Genomic DNA, 16572 nt, shown 5'->3' on the forward strand with positions numbered 1-16572 from the left:
AGAAAAGCTAATCATTGGCTTGACTCTGGAGTCCACTCCAGAGTGTACCCTTCCGGTAATGAGAAAATTATCGTTACCGGAGGATGCCATGACTACCCCAACGCCAGATGGCAAACCCATTCCCCAGTTTGGTTCCGTTAAATTTAAACCGCTCAATACACAGACGCCCTGTTGCGCCGACGGGCAATGCAGCGAGCCTCAGCCGCTGACGCCGCCTTCTGACGATGCCCGGCGCTTTAGCTGGCATGTGCAGGGTATGGACTGCGCCGCCTGCGCCCGCAAAGTAGAAAACGCGGCGCGCCAAATCCCCGGCGTCAGCCAGGTGCAGGTGGTTTTCGCCACCGAAAAATTACTGGTGGATGCGCGTGTCGATGTGCGCGAACAGGTGGAGCAGGCGATCCGTCAGTCAGGCTATACCCTGACTGATAGTCATTCCCCCGCGCCCGTAGCGTCCCGCCCCTTCACCTGGCGCGACAACCTGCCGCTTATCGGCCTGATGGTGCTGATGGCGCTGAGCTGGGGCGTCGCGCAAATTAATCCGCCGTTGGGTGAAATCGCGTTTATCGCCACCACGCTGGTGGGCCTGTGGCCTGTCGCTCGTCAGGCGCTACGGCTGATACGCAGCGGCAACCCATTCGCCATCGAAACCTTAATGAGCGTGGCCGCCATCGGCGCGCTGTTTATCGGTGCGACCGCCGAAGCCGCGATGGTGCTGCTGCTGTTTTTGATCGGCGAGCGGTTAGAAGGCTGGGCGGCAAACCGCGCCCGCCAGGGCGTCAGCGCGCTGATAGCGTTAAAACCGGAAACCGCGACCCGCCTCAACGGTGACCAGCGTGAAACGGTGGCGCTGAGCGAACTGCGTCCCGGTGATGTGATTGAAGTGGCGGCGGGCGGCAGGCTGCCTGCGGATGGCAAACTGCTCTCACCGTTCGCCAGTTTTGATGAAAGCGCCCTGACCGGCGAATCGCTGCCCATAGAGCGCAGCCAGGGCGATAGCGTGGCTGCCGGAGCCACCAGTGTCGACCGGCTGGTGACGCTGGGAGTGATCTCCGAACCCGGCGACAGCGCCATTGACCGGATTTTACGGCTGATAGAAGAAGCCGAAGAACGCCGCGCGCCTATCGAGCGCTTTATCGATCGGTTTAGTCGAATCTATACGCCCGCCATTATGCTGTTTGCATTGCTGGTGGCCGTGCTTCCTCCGCTGCTCACGGGCGCGCCATGGCTGCCGTGGATCTACAAAGGGCTGACGCTGCTGCTGATCGGCTGTCCGTGCGCGCTGGTGATCTCCACGCCCGCGGCCATTACCTCCGGCCTGGCTGCCGCCGCACGGCGCGGCGCGCTGATCAAGGGCGGTGCGGCGCTGGAACAGCTCGGCCAGATCCGCCAGGTGGCGTTTGATAAAACCGGCACCCTGACGCAGGGCAAACCGCAGGTTACGGGCATTTCTGTGGCGCCAGGGCTGGACGAAAACATGCTGTTACGGCTGGCAGCAGCGGTTGAGCAAGGCTCCACGCATCCGCTGGCGCTGGCGATTATCGAACGCTGCAAAAATCAGGGGATTACCCTGCCCGTGGCAACCAACCAGCGCACCCTGGCGGGTATCGGAATTGAGGCGACGGTTGAAGGCGAAACCTATCTGCTAAGCGCGCCGGATAAGCTCCCCGCCGCGATTCTGGACGAGACAACCCGGATCACCATCCAGCAACAGGAAGCCCAGGGCCAGACAGTGGTAGCGCTGGTGCGCGACAATCAATGGCTGGGCACGCTGGCGCTGCGTGACACGCTACGGCCCGATGCCAAAGAAGCGGTTCAACGATTGCAGGGTCTCGGCATACAGGGCGTGATCCTCACCGGTGATAACCCGCGCGCCGCCGCTGCTATAGCCAGCGAACTGGGTCTGGAATTCCGTGCAGGCTTACTGCCCGCTGATAAAGTGGCGCACGTGAACCGTCTCAACCAGCACGCGCCGCTGGCGATGGTGGGCGACGGGATTAACGATGCGCCAGCTATGAAAGAGGCCACCATCGGCATCGCCATGGGCAGCGGCACCGACGTGGCGCTGGAAACCGCCGACGCTGCCCTCACCCATAACCGCCTCACGGAACTGCCAGGCATGATCGCTCTTGCCCGCGCGACCCATGCCAATATCCGGCAAAACATCGCCATCGCGCTGGGGTTAAAGGGGCTGTTCCTTGTCACCACGCTGCTGGGCATTACCGGCCTGTGGCTGGCGGTACTGGCCGATACCGGCGCGACAGTGCTGGTGACCGCCAATGCGTTAAGGTTGCTGAGCAGGAAATAAACAGACAATAACCTATGGTTTCTAAGGGACTCTTTCCGTAGGATATTTTCAGCCAGTTTTACTGGTGAGGTGCAGCGTTGCGGGGGCTTCTTCCCCGGCGGCGTAGTCGCCAGATAAAGAAAAACCCCCGCACGTTGTTGGTAATTAAACCATGCAACTGAACGGGGGCCATTCCTTGTCTCGACAACAAGAGAATAGCCGCGAACGGTTGCCATTGCAACGCAGGCGGTTATATGACGTTCAAACAGGCCTTTTGGCTTGGGGTCTTAACGTCGATCATCGGGCCGATTGTGGTCGCGCTGATCCGTTATTACTTCAGCTTTTAAGCTAACCCGGGCGTCACCGCTGCTGTGATGGCAACATGCGCCCGAACTGGCCGCAGGCGTAACAACCTGCGGCTTTTTTGTCTGCAGATAAAAAGCCCGGCAAAACATCGTCATCGCGCTGGCGTTAAAAGGGCTGTTGGGCAGGAAATAAACAGATAATAACCCATGGTTTCTAAAGGGCTCTTTCCGTAGGATATTTTCAGCCAGTTTTACTGGTGAGGTGCAGCGTTGCGGGGGCTTCTTCCCCGGCGGCGTGAATTGCTGGATAAAGAAAAACCCCCGCACGTTGTTGGTAATTAAACCAGGCAGCATAACGGGGGCCATTCCTTGTTCCACAAACAAAAGAATAGCCGCGAACGGTTGCCATTGCAACGCAGGCGGTTATATGACGTTCAAACAGGCCTTTTGGCTTGCGGTCTTAACGTCGATCATCGGGCCGATTGTGGTCGCGCTGATCCGTTATTTCTTCAGCTTCTAAGCTAACCTGGGCGTCACCGCTGCTGTGAAGGCAACATGCGCCCGAACTGGCCGCAGGCGTAACAACCTGCGGCTTTTTTGTGCAGATAAAAAAGCCCGGCAAAACATCGCCATCGCGCTGGGATTAAAAGGGCTGTTGGGCAGGAAACAAACAGATAATAACCCATGTTTTCTAAAGGACTCTTTCCGTAGGATATTTTCAGCCAGTTTTACTGGTGAGGTGCAGCGTTGCGGGGGCTTCTTCCCCGGCGGCGTAGTCGCAGGATAAAGAAAACCCCCGCACGTTGTTTGGTAATAAAACCTGGCAACATAAACGGGGGCGATCCTATCTCTAGACAAGTTAAGGATAGCCGCGAACGGTTGCCATTGCAACGCAGGCGGTTATATGACGTTCAAACAGGCCTTTTGGCTTGCGGTCTTAACGTCGATCATCGGGCCGATTGTGGTCGCGCTGATCCGTTATTTCTTCAGCTTCTAAGCTAACCTGGGCGTCACCGCTGCTGTGATGGCAACATGCGCCCGAACTGGCCGCAGGCGTAACAGCCTGCGGCCTTTTTGCCTGTAGACAAAAAACCCGGCAACAGCGGCCGGGCGCCAGTCAACATCACATCATTCCCAATATTTTTGGTAGCCACAGCGATATCGCCGGGACATAGGTCACCAGTCCCAACACCACCAGCAGCGTGGCATAGAACGGCAGCATAGCGCGCACCACATCTTCGATTTTGCGCTTACTCACCGCGCTCGCCACGAACAGCACCGATCCCACCGGCGGGGTGATCAGGCCGATACCCAGATTCACCATCATGATCATCCCGAAATGCACCGGGTCGATGCCCAACATATTGGTCACCGGCAGCAGCACCGGCGTCAGGATCAGGATCAACGGTGCCATGTCCATCAGGGTGCCCACCAGCAGCAGCATGATGTTCAGGTACATCAGAATGACGTATTTGTTATCCGACAGCGAAGTGAAGAACTCAGTGATGCGCATCGGCAGTTGCATATAGGTCATTACCGCGCCGAAAGCCGCCGCGAAACCGATAAGGATCATGACGATAGTCACCGTTTTCACGGTGCGGAACATCAGCTTCGGCAGTTCATTCCACTTGTAATCGCGGTAGATAAACATAGTCACGAAGAACGACCACAGGCAGGCCACTGCCGCCGATTCCGTTGCCGTAAACACCCCGGTGAGAATACCGCCCATGATGATCACCACGGTCATCAGGCCCCACAGCGCATCGAAGAAAATTTTCAGCGCCTGTTTGAACGGAATGCGCTCGCCTTTCGGATAGCCGCGACGGTGGGCGAAGCCCATGCACAGCACCATCAGGCTTAGCCCCAGCAGCAGACCCGGCAGAACCCCCGCGATAAACAGCGAAGCGATCGACACCGTACCGCCCGCTGCCAGCGAGTAAATCACTGAGTTATGGCTGGGCGGGATCAGGATCGCCTGCACCGAACCGCTGGCGGTGACCGCCGCCGCGTACTCGCGCGGATAACCCTTTTTCTCCATTTCCGGGATCATCACGCTGCCGATGGAGGCAGTATCCGCCACCGACGAACCGGAAATTGCACCAAAAAAGGTCGAGGCGACGATATTCACCAGCGACAACCCGCCGCGAATAAAGCCCACAAAAATATAAGCGAAGTTCACCAGGCGGCGTGCGATGCCGCCTTCCGCCATAATCGCCCCCGCCAGGATAAAGAACGGGATCGCCAGCAGGCTGAATTTATTCACCCCACTGGTAATTTGAATCATGATCGCTTCCAGCGGCAGTTCGATGTACAGCGCGCCTACCACGGCGCTCAAACCCACCGCAAAAGCCACCGGCATGCCGACCGCCAACAAAACACCCAGGGTAAAGAGTAAAACGAACGCGTCCATAAATGCCCCTGTTAACCGTGATTGCCGATAAGCACCACCGGACGATTCTCCTGGGAACCGAACAACAGCCGCTCAATAACGAATAGGATCATGATCGCTGAGCCAATCGGCAGCGGCAGATAACTTTCCCCGGAGGTCAAAATCGGAAATTCCGCCACCGGCTGTTCCCAGAGATCCATACACAGCAGAGCGCTGTACCAGAACATGATCCCGGAAATAGCCAGCATTAAAATATCCACCAGTTTCGCGCACAGGCGCTGCATGGCTGGCGGGATGCGGTCAATCAGCATGTTAACGGCGATATGCGAATTGGCGCGGTAACTCACCGCTGCGCCCACAAAGCTGAACGTCACCATACAGAGAATGGCAATGGGTTCCGGCCAGGACTCACCCCGGTTCAGAACGTAGCGGGAGAAGATGCCAATCGGGATCACGATGGTCATGACCAACAGTGAAAACCCGGCCACAAACATGGCGAGCAGGTACAGGCGATCCATCCACTTTATGTATAAAGAGGTCATAAGTACTCCGGGAAGATGCGCCGGGCAAGCCGGCGCCTGAGATCACTGAACGTCTGCTATCGCTTTCATCAGATCCTGATGCTTGTCGCCAAACTGGGCGCGCACCGGCTCTGTGGCTTTAACGAAAACGGCTTTGTCGATGTCATGGAACTGAACGCCGCCCGCTTTCATTTTCTCCAGCGCCTGGGTGTTATAGGCTTGCCAGAGTGTGCGCTGTTCCATTTGCGCTTCACGGGCCAGGGTCAAGATTTTTTGCTGCTGATCGGCGCTGAGTTTGTCCCATTTCACTTTGGAATAAAGCAGCATTTCTGGCGTGATAAAGTGGCCGCTCAGGGTGTAGTTCTTGGCGACCGGCATGTAGTTGTGGGCGATAAAGGTCGGCGGGTTGTTTTCCGCGCCGTCAATCACGCCGGTTTGCATACCGCTGTACACTTCGCTCACGCCCATGGCAACGGAGTTCGCGCCCATGTCTTTCAGCGTAGCCAGTGCCACCGGGCTGCCCTGAACACGGATTTTCATCCCTTTCAGGTCTTCTGGTTTCACGACCGGTTTCACGGTGATCAGGTTACGGGTGCCGGAGTCCATCCAGCCCAGGAACACCAGTTTTGATTTCGGGTTATTGGTCAGTTTGTCACCGATTTGTTTGCCGATATCGCCGTCGATCACTTTGTGCATATGGTCTTCATCACGGAAAACATACGGCAGAGTGAACACTTCGATATCCGGCAGGATGGCGGCAACCGGGGCCATTGAGACGCGAATGATATCGATAGCGCCCATTTGCGCCTGCTCGATCATCTGTTTCTCATCCCCCAGCACGCCGCCAGGGAAGACTTTGATTTCAAGTTCGCCATTGGTTTGTTGTTTGAGCTTTTCACCCATGTTTTGCACGGCCACCACGTTGGGATAACCCTGCGGGTGAACGTCGGCGGCTTTTATGGTCTGCGCCAGTACGGTTGGTGCAAATAACGCGGTGGAGAGGCACAGGCCGGCCAAAACCGGTATCAGAGTCTTTTTCATCGGGTCAGCTCCAGAAGGTACGGATGTAAGAGGTAAAACGTTGTTTTGATTTTCCGCTTATAAACTAGCCGAAGATGTTAAAAGACGTGGTGAAGCACTTCACAAAAGCAGCAAAATTTGAAACAGGGGTTTAAAGAGAATGCACCAGGGGTTCAGCGCAGAGTTTTATATCTCTGCGCCAGAATGATTAGTGTTTTTTGCGCAGCAAGTAGCGATAAGGCAGCGATTCCGTCTGTGAAGCGATCAGATCGTGCTCCATAAAACGGCAAAAACCCGGAATGTCGCGGGTGGTGGCAGGGTCGTCGGCAATGACTAACAGCGTTTCGCCGGTCTGCATGCCGCGCACGGTTTTGCGCACCATCATCACCGGTTCCGGGCAGCGCAGCCCCTGGGCATCCAGGGTATGGTCAGGATGGGTAAAAAGGTCGGTCATGGTTATCTCGGGAAAGGTAAAAAACGGCATTAGTTTACCCTGCGATTGAGTCGGTGCAAGCGAGGTTAACGATTGCGTTAAAATTAACCATTGCAAAGATGTGCTGAAGCAGTATGATGCGGCGGTTTTGATTCTGGGTTCCCTCACCCCATCCGACAAAAAGGTCACAATATGACGACGTTTACATCACGCCAGCGCCGCAATGCGCTTATCTGGCTATCGCTGTTTCATTTACTGGTCATTACGTCCAGTAACTATCTGGTGCAGCTACCGATCACGATTTTCGGTTTTCACACCACCTGGGGCGCATTCAGTTTTCCCTTTATCTTCCTGGCTACCGACCTGACCGTGCGGATTTTTGGTGCGCCGTTAGCGCGTCGTATCATCTTTGCGGTGATGATCCCAGCGCTGGTAATTTCCTACGGTATCTCCTCACTGTTCTATATGGGAAGCTGGCAGGGTTTTGAGGCATTAACCCACTTCAACCTGTTCGTGGCGCGTATTGCAACGGCAAGTTTTATGGCTTACGCGCTGGGCCAAATCCTTGATGTGCATGTGTTCAACCGGCTGCGCAAAAGCCGCCGCTGGTGGCTGGCTCCCACCGCATCGACCATTTTCGGCAACGTCAGCGACACTCTCGCATTCTTCTTTATCGCTTTCTGGCGCAGCCCGGATGCCTTTATGGCCGAGCACTGGGTGGAAATCGCGCTGGTGGATTACTGCTTCAAAGTGCTTATCAGCATCGTATTCTTCCTGCCGATGTACGGCGTATTGTTGAATATGCTGTTGAAAAAACTGGCAGATAAATCTGATTTCGCGCGCTTCCAGCTGGGTTGACGGTCGCCAGGAATTCTTGTGATAAGATGCGGTACAAGGTCACTTGACCGTTATCGTAAAGGAAGAATTCAATGCGCAATCTGGTTAAATATGTCGGGATTGGCCTGCTGGTGATGGGGCTGGCGGCCTGTGACAACAATGACAGCAGCAAGCCGGCGGAAGGTGCCGCAGCCGAAAGCAACGCGGCGACACAGCAGGTGACGCTGCTGGACGGCAAACTGAGTTTTTCGCTGCCAGCGGATATGACGGATCAGAGTGGAAAGCTGGGCACTCAGGCCAACAATATGCACGTTTACTCTGACGCCACTGGCCAGAAAGCGGTGATTGTGATTGTCGGCGACGACACCACCGAAGGGCTCGACGTGCTGGCGAAGCGCCTGGAAGAACAGCAGCGTAGCCGCGATCCGCAGCTTCAGGTCGTGACCAATAAATCCATCGAGGTGAAAGGCCACACCCTGCAACAGCTGGACAGCATTATTTCTGCTAAAGGCCAGACCGCGTACTCTTCCGTGGTGCTGGGTAAAGTGGATAACAAACTGCTGACCCTGCAAATCACCCTGCCGGCGGATAACCAGCAGCAGGCGCAGGCCCAGGCTGAGAACATTATTAATACTCTGGAAGTGAAATAAAATTATTCGCTTTCGGTAAAAAGCCTGCCGGTGAAAACCGGCAGGCTTTTTTATTTGATGAAGTTATGGAGGTTCGAAAACTATTATTTCGTGGATGAATTCGGGCGCTTCGCTGGCGATGATTAATCCCTTTTACCCTTAAACAATCCTGTTATGACGTCCAGTTATACTCACTGAAAAAATTTCCCAGACCTTGACTTACAATGTATATTCGCATAACCACATTTTCTACATGGATATGTTATGCAGGCATCTGATTATTTAAAGATGAAGTTTCAGAGCGACCGGCAGCTGGCTATTTATGGACAGCAAGGGGTTGCTGGAACGTGGAAGGCATTAAAAGGGATCGGCTCTGATATTTACTCAGGAATGGAGCGCGTAAGTTGGTATTCATCGTGCTTATTCCCCAGCTATCACGACGTGTGCGATGAGCTTCTTTCAGAAGAAAAGAGAATGTATCTCTCCATTGTGTCTATTTACCGATATCGTGATGTAATAGCATACATGCTCTATCTCTATTTTGTCAGTATTTTAAACGATTCTGAAAATAATAATGAACAAAATCGCATTCGTAAGACGGATTCAAAAGTCACTGGGTTAGTTAAAAATATCGCGGCAAGCAAGGCCGCACGTTTAGCGATAGCTCTGGCGCTGGTTAAATCTCTTTCGGCATCTGATTTACTCTCAGAAGTCGTCGTCGAAAGACTTGCACGACGCGTACCTAACGTAGTCATGGCGCTACAACTGATTGGTGCAGACCAAAAGTGCGCTCTGGCTGCCCGTCGCCTGAAAACAGTAGACCCGAGGTATTACTCTATCTTGTATGCTGCACAGCTGGAGATGCTTTACTATTTTATTGAGCCTTTTCTGTCAGACCTGATAAAGAAAGTACAAATGGGATTCTATAAAGATTTCGAGGCAATTTATGACGAACTAAAGGATAAGTGACATGTTTAAGAGTCTGCTATCGATTCTATTTACGGATATCTTATTCCCTGTTTATATTTTTGCGTGCGCCTCGTTATTCCTGTGGCTGGTGCCTGACTACTGGGTCTTACTAACAGGCATTGCATTTATAGTCTTTATTATTGTTCATCCGATAATCTTCGGTCGCTTTGATAAGTACGATTAAATTTTATAAAAAGGAGTTTTTATGTCAAACCCAGCGTATTTACTTCTCACAGATGAAAACGGATCTCCCATGATCGGCTCCTCCCTTGTGTTCGGGCGTGAAGGTGCCATTGAGTTAAAGTCGTTCACTCACAACGTCAATATTCCCGTCGATGGAAACACAGGTAAGTTGACGGGTACCCGCATACATATGCCTGTCATGTTCCAGAAGGAATTTGATCGGGTAACCCCGCTTTTATTTCGGGCACTGAGTACAGGAAGAACACTAAAATCAGCCGTCATAAAGATGTACCAGATAAATGAGGCTGGTTTAGAGCAGGAATATTTTAATATCCTCCTGGAAAATGTGAAAATAACCTCTATCACACCAGACCTGTATCCAGGCTCAGGCACCGGAACACACCTGGAAACGGTGCTTATGCGCTATGAGAAAATCACCTGGAAGCATTGCGACGGAAACATCATTTACAGCGATGCCTGGAATGAGCGGGCAACGTATTAACGTGCCATAACAAGCACTCAGGGCGACGTACTGCCCTGAGTGCTGTAAGCGCCCATTGTTCCTAAAGGTCCGCGCCAGCGCCTGAATGACGGGATGACGCCCGCAACTTCAGCGTCAACCCGGCCGCCAGCGCCACCAGCCCCGCCGTCGCCAGATAAATACTCGACACCCCCGCCCAGGCCATCAGTAAGCCAGCCAGCGGACCGGTGATGCCGAGCGACATATCCATAAACACCGTATAGGTGGCCAGCGCGCTGCCCTGGTTCTGCGCCGGAACGGCTTTCACCGCCACCACGCCCAGCGCCGGGAACACCAGCGAAAAGCCTGCGCCGGTCAAGAAGGTGCCCAGTTTCGCCATCCATGGGCTGAACGCCATGCCCACTAACAGCAGGCCGACGATCTCCACGGCAAAACAGACCAGCGCCACGTTTAATCCGCCAAACCGGTTGATACCGTTAGGGAACAGCAAACGGGTGCCGACAAAGGCGGCGCTGAACAGGGTTAACGCGAAGGCCGCATCATCCCAGCCCTTCGCGTCGTAAAACAGGGTGATAAAGGTGGCGATCACGCCGAAACCCGCCGACCCCAGCGCCAGCGCCATGCCGTACAGCCAGACTTTGCCCAGCACGGCCCGGAACGGCAGCGGCTTGCCTTTGCTGGCGGTGACAGGCTTACGCGGCAGCGCGCACAGGATAGCCACCAGCGCGATCGCCATAATCACCCCGGCCAGCAACTTCATGCCACCAAGATGGAAAATCCACACCCCAAGCGGCGCGCCAATCGCCATCGCGCCGTAAGTAACAATTCCGTTCCAGGAGATCACCCGGCCAATGTGCAGCGAACCCACGACGCCCACGCCCCACAGCGTCGATCCGGTCCCGGCGAAACTTTGTCCAATACCCAAAATAAGCCGCCCGGCGCACAGCAGGATCAGGCTTAGCAGCGCGGCGTCGGTATTCAGCCCCGCCACAAAATAGCCCAGTCCGCTAAGAAAACAGCCGCAAAGCCCAAAAATGACAATTTTCTTCGGCCCGAACAGGTCAGCGTAGCGCCCGGCGTAAGGACGGCTCAACAAGGTGGCGAAATACTGGAGGCTTATCACCAACCCGGCCCAGAAGGCGCTAAAACCCATGACATCATGGACATAGCCGGGCAAGACCGCCAGCGGCAGGCCGATGGTGAGATAGCTGGCAAAATTAAAGATAGCGACAGAAACGATGCGCAGATTTAAACGCAATCCACTTATTGCCGGTTCAGCGGCTTCGGGCATGACAATCACCGGAATGGTAAAACGAGGGTTGAGTATAACCCCGATAGCGTAACGCTTCACACCCATCACTTTCAGAGCGATCTACTCCATCACCTTATACGCCACGCACTACACTTTATCCGTCGCCCTGTTAATTGCAGATCCCCTGCGTTGGGCGAATCAAGGACTTCCCACGCAGATGGTAAAAATGAATCCAAAAATAACGACTCCCCCAACCGAAAAAGTCGGTTTGCATATGCTGCAAAAACTGGCGGCGCTGGTGATTATCCTCGCGGGTATACATGCCGCTGCCGATATCTTAGTGCCTATGCTGCTGGCGCTGTTTTTCGCCATCGTTCTTAACCCGTTAGTCACCTGGTTTTTACGCCGGGGATTTAATCGCACCATGGCGATTACCATTGTGGTAGTAGTTATGCTGATTGGCCTGACGCTGTTGTTCGGCGTGCTGGCGGCCTCGCTTAATGAATTTGTCGCCCTGCTGCCTAAATACAACAAAGAACTCACGCGTAAACTGCTTAATTTGCAGGAATTTTTCCCCTTCCTGAACCTGCATATCTCCCCGGAGCGGATGCTCAAGCGCATGGACTCAGAAAAGATGGTCACCTTTGCCACGGCGTTGATGACCCAACTTTCCGGCGCGATGGCCAGCATTGTGCTGCTGGTCATGACGGTGGTGTTTATGCTGTTTGAAGTACGCCACGTGCCGTACAAACTGCGTTTCGCCCTGTCGAATCCGCAAATCCATATCGCGGGCCTGCACCGCGCGTTAAAAGGGGTGAGCCATTATCTGGCGTTGAAGACGTTAATCAGCCTGTGGACCGGGGTGATTATCTGGCTGGGTCTGGAATTAATGGGTATACAGTTCGCTCTGATGTGGGGCGTGCTGGGCTTTTTGCTCAACTACATACCGAATATCGGCTCGGTGATCTCGGCGATCCCGCCGATGATCCAGGCGCTGCTATTCAACGGTTTCTATGAATTTATGCTGGTGGGCGCGCTGTTCCTGGTGGTGCACATGGTGCTGGGCAATATGGTGGAACCGCGCATGATGGGCCACCGGTTGGGAATGTCGACGCTGGTGGTGTTCCTGTCGTTGCTGTTCTGGGGATGGCTGCTGGGGCCGGTGGGAATGCTGCTGTCGGTGCCGTTAACCAGCGTGTGTAAAATCTGGATGGAAACCACAGTGGGCGGCAGTAAAGTCGCCGTATTGCTGGGGCCAGGCAGGCCTAAAAGTCGGCTTCCCGGGTAAAATAGCTACCACTTTTGGTAGTTAAAAATAACGCGTCAGGAAATATATCTGGCGCGTTATTTTTTCGTGTGAAAAAGAATGGCCTGATATCAGACAAAATATTGCGTCATGTTTTTTGATAATTTACCATCACACCTCTTCAGGTTAATCAACGTGTATTAGCAGAAGGAACAGCGAAAACCTAAACGGATGAAAAAATCATTATTTTTAATGACCTATAAAAGCTAACGCATCTGTTTTCGCCGTCCATTACACAGTTTCACTGACTGGTATTTGTGAGCCAGCAAATCATTTTTGCTCATTGCGTTTTGGCGCATTGGGTAATGGGGTTGTATTGATGAAACGTCTATGGAGATCGTATGAAGAAAATCGTTAAGCTTTTAACCGCTATCGCTTTCGCAGGGGCGCTGGCAGGTTGCGCAAATACCGCACCGGTCCAGCAGGTTAACGCCACCGTTGCCGGCAAACACACCGCTGAACAGGTGCGTACCGCGATCCTGAAAGCGGGCGTACAGCGCAAGTGGGTGATGACCGATGCGGGCGCAGGTCTGATTAAAGGCCGCCTGCAGGCGCGCGATCACGTAGCCGAAGTGCGTATTCCTTACTCTGCTAATAGTTACTCCATTATTTATGACAGCAGCCTGAACCTGAAAGCCGCCGACGGTAAAATTCATAAGAATTACAACCGTTGGGTTAATAACCTGAACCAGGATATTCAGATCAATCTGTCCGCTGGCGCGAACCTGTAATTTCAATGAATTAACAACCGGCCGGGTATGGCCGGTTTTTTTGTTTACCTCTGGTTAAGGAACGCACCGTGCGTCATCACTACGATCGGGATACACTCTCCGCGCTGGACGCTATTACCGAAGCGCAACGCATCGCGTTTGCGCCGATGTTATTTCAAACGGCGGTGATATTACGTGACAGCGGCATCCTCGGTTTTCTCGATAAACAGGGAAAAGCGGGAGCCACATTAGAAAACATCGAAGAAAATTGTACTCTCGATAATTATGCGGTTAGCGTACTGCTGGATATGGGTTTGAGCGGCCGTATTGTTACCCAACAAAACGAACATTATCACATCGCTAAGGTCGGACATTTCTTACTTCACGACCCGATGACCCGCGTGAATATGGATTTCACCCGCGATGTTTGTTATCAAGGGCTGTTTTTTCTCCAGGATGCATTGCGCAACGGAAAACCGGAAGGGCTAAAAGTTTTTGGCGACTGGCCGACAATCTATCCAGCGTTGTCGCAATTACCCGAACCGGCGCGCAGCAGTTGGTTTGCCTTCGATCACTATTATTCTGACGCGGCTTTTAACGCGGCACTGCCGCATGTCTTTGAGCTGGCGCCGGAAAAACTGTACGACGTGGGCGGAAATACCGGCAAATGGGCCATTCGCTGCTGCCGTTATCATCCGGCGGTGAATGTCACCATTCTGGATTTGCCGCAGCAAATTGCGCTGGCGCAGGAAAATATCGCGGCCAACGGTCTGAGCGATCGTATCGACTTCCATCCGGTGGATATGCTCAGCGACGCGCCGCTGCCCAATGAGGCCGATGTCTGGTGGATGAGCCAGTTCCTTGATTGCTTCTCGGCAGAACAGATCGTCGCTCTGCTGGGGAATATCGCCAGGGTCATGAAGCCCGGCGCCCGCGTTTGCATCATGGAGCTGTTCTGGGATGCGCAAAAATTTGAAGCCGCCGCATTCAGCCTGAACGCGTCATCGCTCTATTTCACCACGATGGCGAATGGCAACAGTCGTTTTTATAGCGCCGCCACGTTTATCAAACTGGTGGAGCAGGCAGGGTTTGAGATTGAACAACGGCTCGACGATCTGGGCGTTGGGCATACGCTGTTAGTGTGCCGCAAAAAAGCGTAACGGGCGGCGTAGCTGCATAAACAGAAACAAAAAGCGCGGAAAGCGTGTAGATGAAATTTTCACTTAACATCATTGACTGGCAAGCCAGAGCGCCGGGGCTCAGCGATGCCGCAGACTGGCGCGCATGGGCGCAACAGGATCGGGAAATCGATCCGGCGTCCCCCTATGCCAAACCCAGCGAATTGCCGATGATGACCAGCCGCCGTCTTAACTCAGGCAGCCGCCTGGCGGTGGACAGCGGTCTGGCGATGCTGCGCCGCCACGCGCCGGATGCGGTGCTGTTTACCAGCCGTCACGGCGAGCTGGAGCGCAATCTGCGCATTCTGGACGCCATCGCCGCCGCGCAGCCTATCTCCCCCACTGATTTCGCCATGTCGGTGCATAACTCGTCGGTAGGCAACCTGACCATCACCGCGAAGCAGCCGCTGACGTCGTCCTCGCTCTCCGCGGGCCAGGACACCTTCCAGCAAGGATTGATTGAAGCGCTGACGCTGTTCCAGGCGGGTTATCAGCGAGTATTGATGGTCGATTTCGACGGTCTGCTGCCCGGGTTTTACCACCCCCACCTGCCCGCCGATATGCCCACCTGGGCGTGGTCGCTGGCGCTGGTGCTGGAAGCGGGCGAGGCATTGCGCTGTGAAACCCATTCCCGCGATGAACGCCGTGAAGCGCCGCTGCCGCAGGGATTACAGTTCCTGCGCGGCTGGCTGAAAAACGACGCGGCGTTCAGCGTGGACGGCGAACGCGCAGAATGGCGGTGGAGCAAATCATGAATCGCATTCTGGCGCAGGTTAACTGGCTGTGGCGTCTGGTAATGACCGGCGTTTGCTTTGCGCTGTTCGGCCTCGGCGGGCTGCTGCTCTCCGTGGTGTGGTTCAATCTTCTGCTGCTGGTACAGCGTAATCCAGATACGCGCCGCCGCCTGGCGCGCCGCAGCATCGCGGCCAGCTTTCGCTTCTTCCTGCGCGCGGCGCGGGCGGTGGGCGTGCTGGATTACCGCATCGAAGGCAAATCGGTGCTGGATAACGAACGCGGCTGCCTGGTGGTCGCCAATCACCCGACGCTGATCGACTACGTGCTGATCGCCTCGGTGATGCCGGAAACCGACTGTCTGGTAAAGAACGCGCTGCTGAAAAACCCGTTTCTTGGCGGTGTGGTGCGGGCGGCGGATTACCTGGTTAACGACCAGGCGGATGCGCTGCTGCCCGCCTGCCGCGAACGGCTGGCCCGCGGCGAAACCGTGCTGATTTTCCCGGAAGGCACCCGCAGCGTGCCCGGCCAACCGCTGACGCTCCAGCGCGGCGCGGCCAATATCGCGGTGCGCTGCCACAGCGATTTACGGGTGGTGCATATCCTGTGCAGCGAACATCTGCTGGACAAGCACAGCCGCTGGTATGACGTGCCGCCCCACAAACCGCTGTTCGAGGTGGTGGTGCGCGAGCGTATTCATACCCAACATTTTTACGATCCGACGCAGGATCAGGAGCCCGCGCTGGCGGCTCGCAAACTTAATCGACACCTTTTGCACCAATTAACACCAGGCCTGACGCCTGGCCCAGGAAACAACGATGCAAGCGCTCTACTCTGAAATCAAAAATCTGATTATCACTACCCTGAACCTCGACGAACTGTCCGCCGATGATATTGACGCCAACGCGCCGCTGTTTGGCGATGGTCTGGGCCTCGACTCCATCGACGCGCTGGAATTAGGGCTGGCCGTGAAAACCCAGTATGGCGTGGTGCTTTCCGCCGAAAGCGAAGAGATGCGCCAGCATTTCTATTCCGTCGCCACACTGGCTGCTTTCATTGATTCTCAACGCGCCTGAAGACGAGCACGATATGGTTGATAAACACGCGATTTACCAGGAAGTCTCCGCACTTCTGACCCAGCTTTTCGAAATCCCCGCCGAAGAGATCTCCCCTGAGGCGCGTCTGTATGAGGATCTGGAACTCGACAGCATTGACGCCGTGGACATGGTGGTGCATCTGCAAAAGAAAACCGGTAAGAAAATCAAACCGGAAACGTTCAAATCGGTGCGTACCGTTCAGGATGTGGTGGACGCGGTTGAGCGTCTGCTGAACGACGCGTAACC

The 16572-nt window shown here is 54.6% G+C and carries 18 protein-coding genes; 12 read left to right on the forward strand and 6 right to left on the reverse strand.

The genetic code is table 11. The features are described from left to right. The first annotated feature begins 88 nt into the window (after nt 1-88). Nucleotides 89-2305 carry a Zn(II)/Cd(II)/Pb(II) translocating P-type ATPase ZntA gene (gene zntA, locus FHW74_RS11085; RefSeq protein WP_183170485.1) on the forward strand — a complete coding sequence of 739 codons (2217 nt, stop codon included), beginning with the start codon at nt 89-91 and terminating at the stop codon, nt 2303-2305. 266 nt (nt 2306-2571) lie between these two features. On the opposite strand, the gene FHW74_RS11090 is transcribed toward zntA, so the two are convergent. From FHW74_RS11090 to tusA, 5 genes are all read right to left on the reverse strand, one after another. Beyond that, the gene (locus FHW74_RS11090; protein WP_183170486.1) at nt 2572-2955 is read right to left on the reverse strand and encodes a hypothetical protein; all 384 of its coding nucleotides are present in this window, start codon (nt 2953-2955) and stop codon (nt 2572-2574) included. A 757-nt stretch (nt 2956-3712) separates the two neighbouring features. Beyond that, complete coding sequence (locus tag FHW74_RS11095) at nt 3713-4999, reverse strand: TRAP transporter large permease (RefSeq protein ID WP_183170487.1); 1287 nt, start codon at nt 4997-4999, stop codon at nt 3713-3715. An 11-nt stretch (nt 5000-5010) separates the two neighbouring features. Then, complete coding sequence (locus tag FHW74_RS11100) at nt 5011-5520, reverse strand: TRAP transporter small permease (protein ID WP_183170488.1); 510 nt, start codon at nt 5518-5520, stop codon at nt 5011-5013. 42 nt (nt 5521-5562) lie between these two features. Continuing rightward, nucleotides 5563-6540, reverse strand: coding sequence for a TRAP transporter substrate-binding protein (locus FHW74_RS11105; RefSeq protein WP_183170489.1), 978 nt, complete (start codon nt 6538-6540; stop codon nt 5563-5565). A gap of 187 nt (nt 6541-6727) precedes the next feature. Then, nucleotides 6728-6973: a sulfurtransferase TusA gene (gene tusA / locus FHW74_RS11110; RefSeq protein WP_183170490.1), complete on the reverse strand. Its 246-nt coding sequence runs from the start codon at nt 6971-6973 to the stop codon at nt 6728-6730. A gap of 171 nt (nt 6974-7144) precedes the next feature. Here tusA and FHW74_RS11115 point away from each other — a divergent pair, with 171 nt between their 5' ends. From FHW74_RS11115 to FHW74_RS11130, 4 genes are all read left to right on the forward strand, one after another. Then, nucleotides 7145-7810, forward strand: coding sequence for a 7-cyano-7-deazaguanine/7-aminomethyl-7-deazaguanine transporter (locus tag FHW74_RS11115; protein WP_183170491.1), 666 nt, complete (start codon nt 7145-7147; stop codon nt 7808-7810). Between the two features lie 71 nt (nt 7811-7881). Beyond that, nucleotides 7882-8439, forward strand: a complete 558-nt coding sequence (locus tag FHW74_RS11120; RefSeq protein WP_183170492.1) for a DcrB family lipoprotein — start codon at nt 7882-7884, stop codon at nt 8437-8439. A 243-nt stretch (nt 8440-8682) separates the two neighbouring features. Next, complete coding sequence (locus tag FHW74_RS11125; protein WP_183170493.1) at nt 8683-9387, forward strand: hypothetical protein; 705 nt, start codon at nt 8683-8685, stop codon at nt 9385-9387. Nucleotides 9388-9592: 205 nt separating this feature from the next. Next, complete coding sequence (locus FHW74_RS11130) at nt 9593-10072, forward strand: type VI secretion system tube protein TssD (RefSeq protein ID WP_183170494.1); 480 nt, start codon at nt 9593-9595, stop codon at nt 10070-10072. 61 nt (nt 10073-10133) lie between these two features. Here FHW74_RS11130 and FHW74_RS11135 read toward each other — a convergent pair whose 3' ends face one another. Then, on the reverse strand, nt 10134-11342 hold the full coding sequence (locus tag FHW74_RS11135) for an MFS transporter (protein WP_183170740.1): 1209 nt from the start codon (nt 11340-11342) through the stop codon (nt 10134-10136). A 187-nt stretch (nt 11343-11529) separates the two neighbouring features. Here FHW74_RS11135 and FHW74_RS11140 point away from each other — a divergent pair, with 187 nt between their 5' ends. The 7 genes from FHW74_RS11140 (at nt 11530) to FHW74_RS11170 (ending at nt 16570) form a co-directional block, all read left to right on the forward strand. Continuing rightward, nucleotides 11530-12591, forward strand: a complete 1062-nt coding sequence (locus FHW74_RS11140) for an AI-2E family transporter (RefSeq protein ID WP_221192321.1) — start codon at nt 11530-11532, stop codon at nt 12589-12591. A 359-nt stretch (nt 12592-12950) separates the two neighbouring features. Further along, nucleotides 12951-13340 (forward strand): hypothetical protein, encoded by a 390-nt coding sequence (locus tag FHW74_RS11145; protein ID WP_183170495.1) that lies wholly within the window; start codon nt 12951-12953, stop codon nt 13338-13340. 68 nt (nt 13341-13408) lie between these two features. Then, a complete protein-coding gene (locus tag FHW74_RS11150; protein WP_183170496.1) occupies nt 13409-14479 on the forward strand; it encodes a methyltransferase in 1071 nt (356 codons plus the stop codon). Nucleotides 14480-14529: 50 nt separating this feature from the next. Further along, nucleotides 14530-15252, forward strand: coding sequence for a beta-ketoacyl synthase chain length factor (locus FHW74_RS11155; protein ID WP_183170497.1), 723 nt, complete (start codon nt 14530-14532; stop codon nt 15250-15252). Next, nucleotides 15231-16067 carry a 1-acyl-sn-glycerol-3-phosphate acyltransferase gene (locus FHW74_RS11160; protein ID WP_255459902.1) on the forward strand — a complete coding sequence of 279 codons (837 nt, stop codon included), beginning with the start codon at nt 15231-15233 and terminating at the stop codon, nt 16065-16067. The genes FHW74_RS11155 and FHW74_RS11160 overlap by 22 nt, the downstream gene beginning before the upstream one ends. Next, nucleotides 16048-16305, forward strand: coding sequence for a phosphopantetheine-binding protein (locus tag FHW74_RS11165; protein ID WP_183170499.1), 258 nt, complete (start codon nt 16048-16050; stop codon nt 16303-16305). Before FHW74_RS11160 ends, FHW74_RS11165 begins: the two co-directional genes overlap by 20 nt. Before the next feature lie 13 nt (nt 16306-16318). Continuing rightward, a complete protein-coding gene (locus tag FHW74_RS11170; protein WP_183170500.1) occupies nt 16319-16570 on the forward strand; it encodes an acyl carrier protein in 252 nt (83 codons plus the stop codon). The last annotated feature ends 2 nt before the right edge of the window (nt 16571-16572 follow it).

The organism is Atlantibacter sp. RC6, from assembly GCF_014193285.1.
Lineage (GTDB): Bacteria > Pseudomonadota > Gammaproteobacteria > Enterobacterales > Enterobacteriaceae > Atlantibacter.

What these genes read in the sequence shown, in the direction of transcription:
- FHW74_RS11155 (WP_183170497.1), top strand. Translation starts at nt 14,530, where the DNA reads ATGAAATTTTCACTTAACATCATTGACTGGCAAGCCAGAGCGCCGGGG.
- FHW74_RS11100 (WP_183170488.1), bottom strand. Translation starts at nt 5,520, where the DNA reads ATGACCTCTTTATACATAAAGTGGATGGATCGCCTGTACCTGCTCGCC.
- FHW74_RS11135 (WP_183170740.1), bottom strand. Translation starts at nt 11,342, where the DNA reads ATGCCCGAAGCCGCTGAACCGGCAATAAGTGGATTGCGTTTAAATCTG.
- FHW74_RS11090 (WP_183170486.1), bottom strand. Translation starts at nt 2,955, where the DNA reads ATGGCCCCCGTTATGCTGCCTGGTTTAATTACCAACAACGTGCGGGGG.
- tusA (WP_183170490.1), bottom strand. Translation starts at nt 6,973, where the DNA reads ATGACCGACCTTTTTACCCATCCTGACCATACCCTGGATGCCCAGGGG.
- FHW74_RS11140 (WP_221192321.1), top strand. Translation starts at nt 11,530, where the DNA reads ATGAATCCAAAAATAACGACTCCCCCAACCGAAAAAGTCGGTTTGCAT.
- FHW74_RS11130 (WP_183170494.1), top strand. Translation starts at nt 9,593, where the DNA reads ATGTCAAACCCAGCGTATTTACTTCTCACAGATGAAAACGGATCTCCC.
- FHW74_RS11125 (WP_183170493.1), top strand. Translation starts at nt 8,683, where the DNA reads ATGCAGGCATCTGATTATTTAAAGATGAAGTTTCAGAGCGACCGGCAG.
- FHW74_RS11160 (WP_255459902.1), top strand. Translation starts at nt 15,231, where the DNA reads ATGGCGGTGGAGCAAATCATGAATCGCATTCTGGCGCAGGTTAACTGG.
- FHW74_RS11145 (WP_183170495.1), top strand. Translation starts at nt 12,951, where the DNA reads ATGAAGAAAATCGTTAAGCTTTTAACCGCTATCGCTTTCGCAGGGGCG.
- FHW74_RS11170 (WP_183170500.1), top strand. Translation starts at nt 16,319, where the DNA reads ATGGTTGATAAACACGCGATTTACCAGGAAGTCTCCGCACTTCTGACC.
- zntA (WP_183170485.1), top strand. Translation starts at nt 89, where the DNA reads ATGACTACCCCAACGCCAGATGGCAAACCCATTCCCCAGTTTGGTTCC.
- FHW74_RS11165 (WP_183170499.1), top strand. Translation starts at nt 16,048, where the DNA reads ATGCAAGCGCTCTACTCTGAAATCAAAAATCTGATTATCACTACCCTG.
- FHW74_RS11120 (WP_183170492.1), top strand. Translation starts at nt 7,882, where the DNA reads ATGCGCAATCTGGTTAAATATGTCGGGATTGGCCTGCTGGTGATGGGG.
- FHW74_RS11115 (WP_183170491.1), top strand. Translation starts at nt 7,145, where the DNA reads ATGACGACGTTTACATCACGCCAGCGCCGCAATGCGCTTATCTGGCTA.
- FHW74_RS11105 (WP_183170489.1), bottom strand. Translation starts at nt 6,540, where the DNA reads ATGAAAAAGACTCTGATACCGGTTTTGGCCGGCCTGTGCCTCTCCACC.
- FHW74_RS11095 (WP_183170487.1), bottom strand. Translation starts at nt 4,999, where the DNA reads ATGGACGCGTTCGTTTTACTCTTTACCCTGGGTGTTTTGTTGGCGGTC.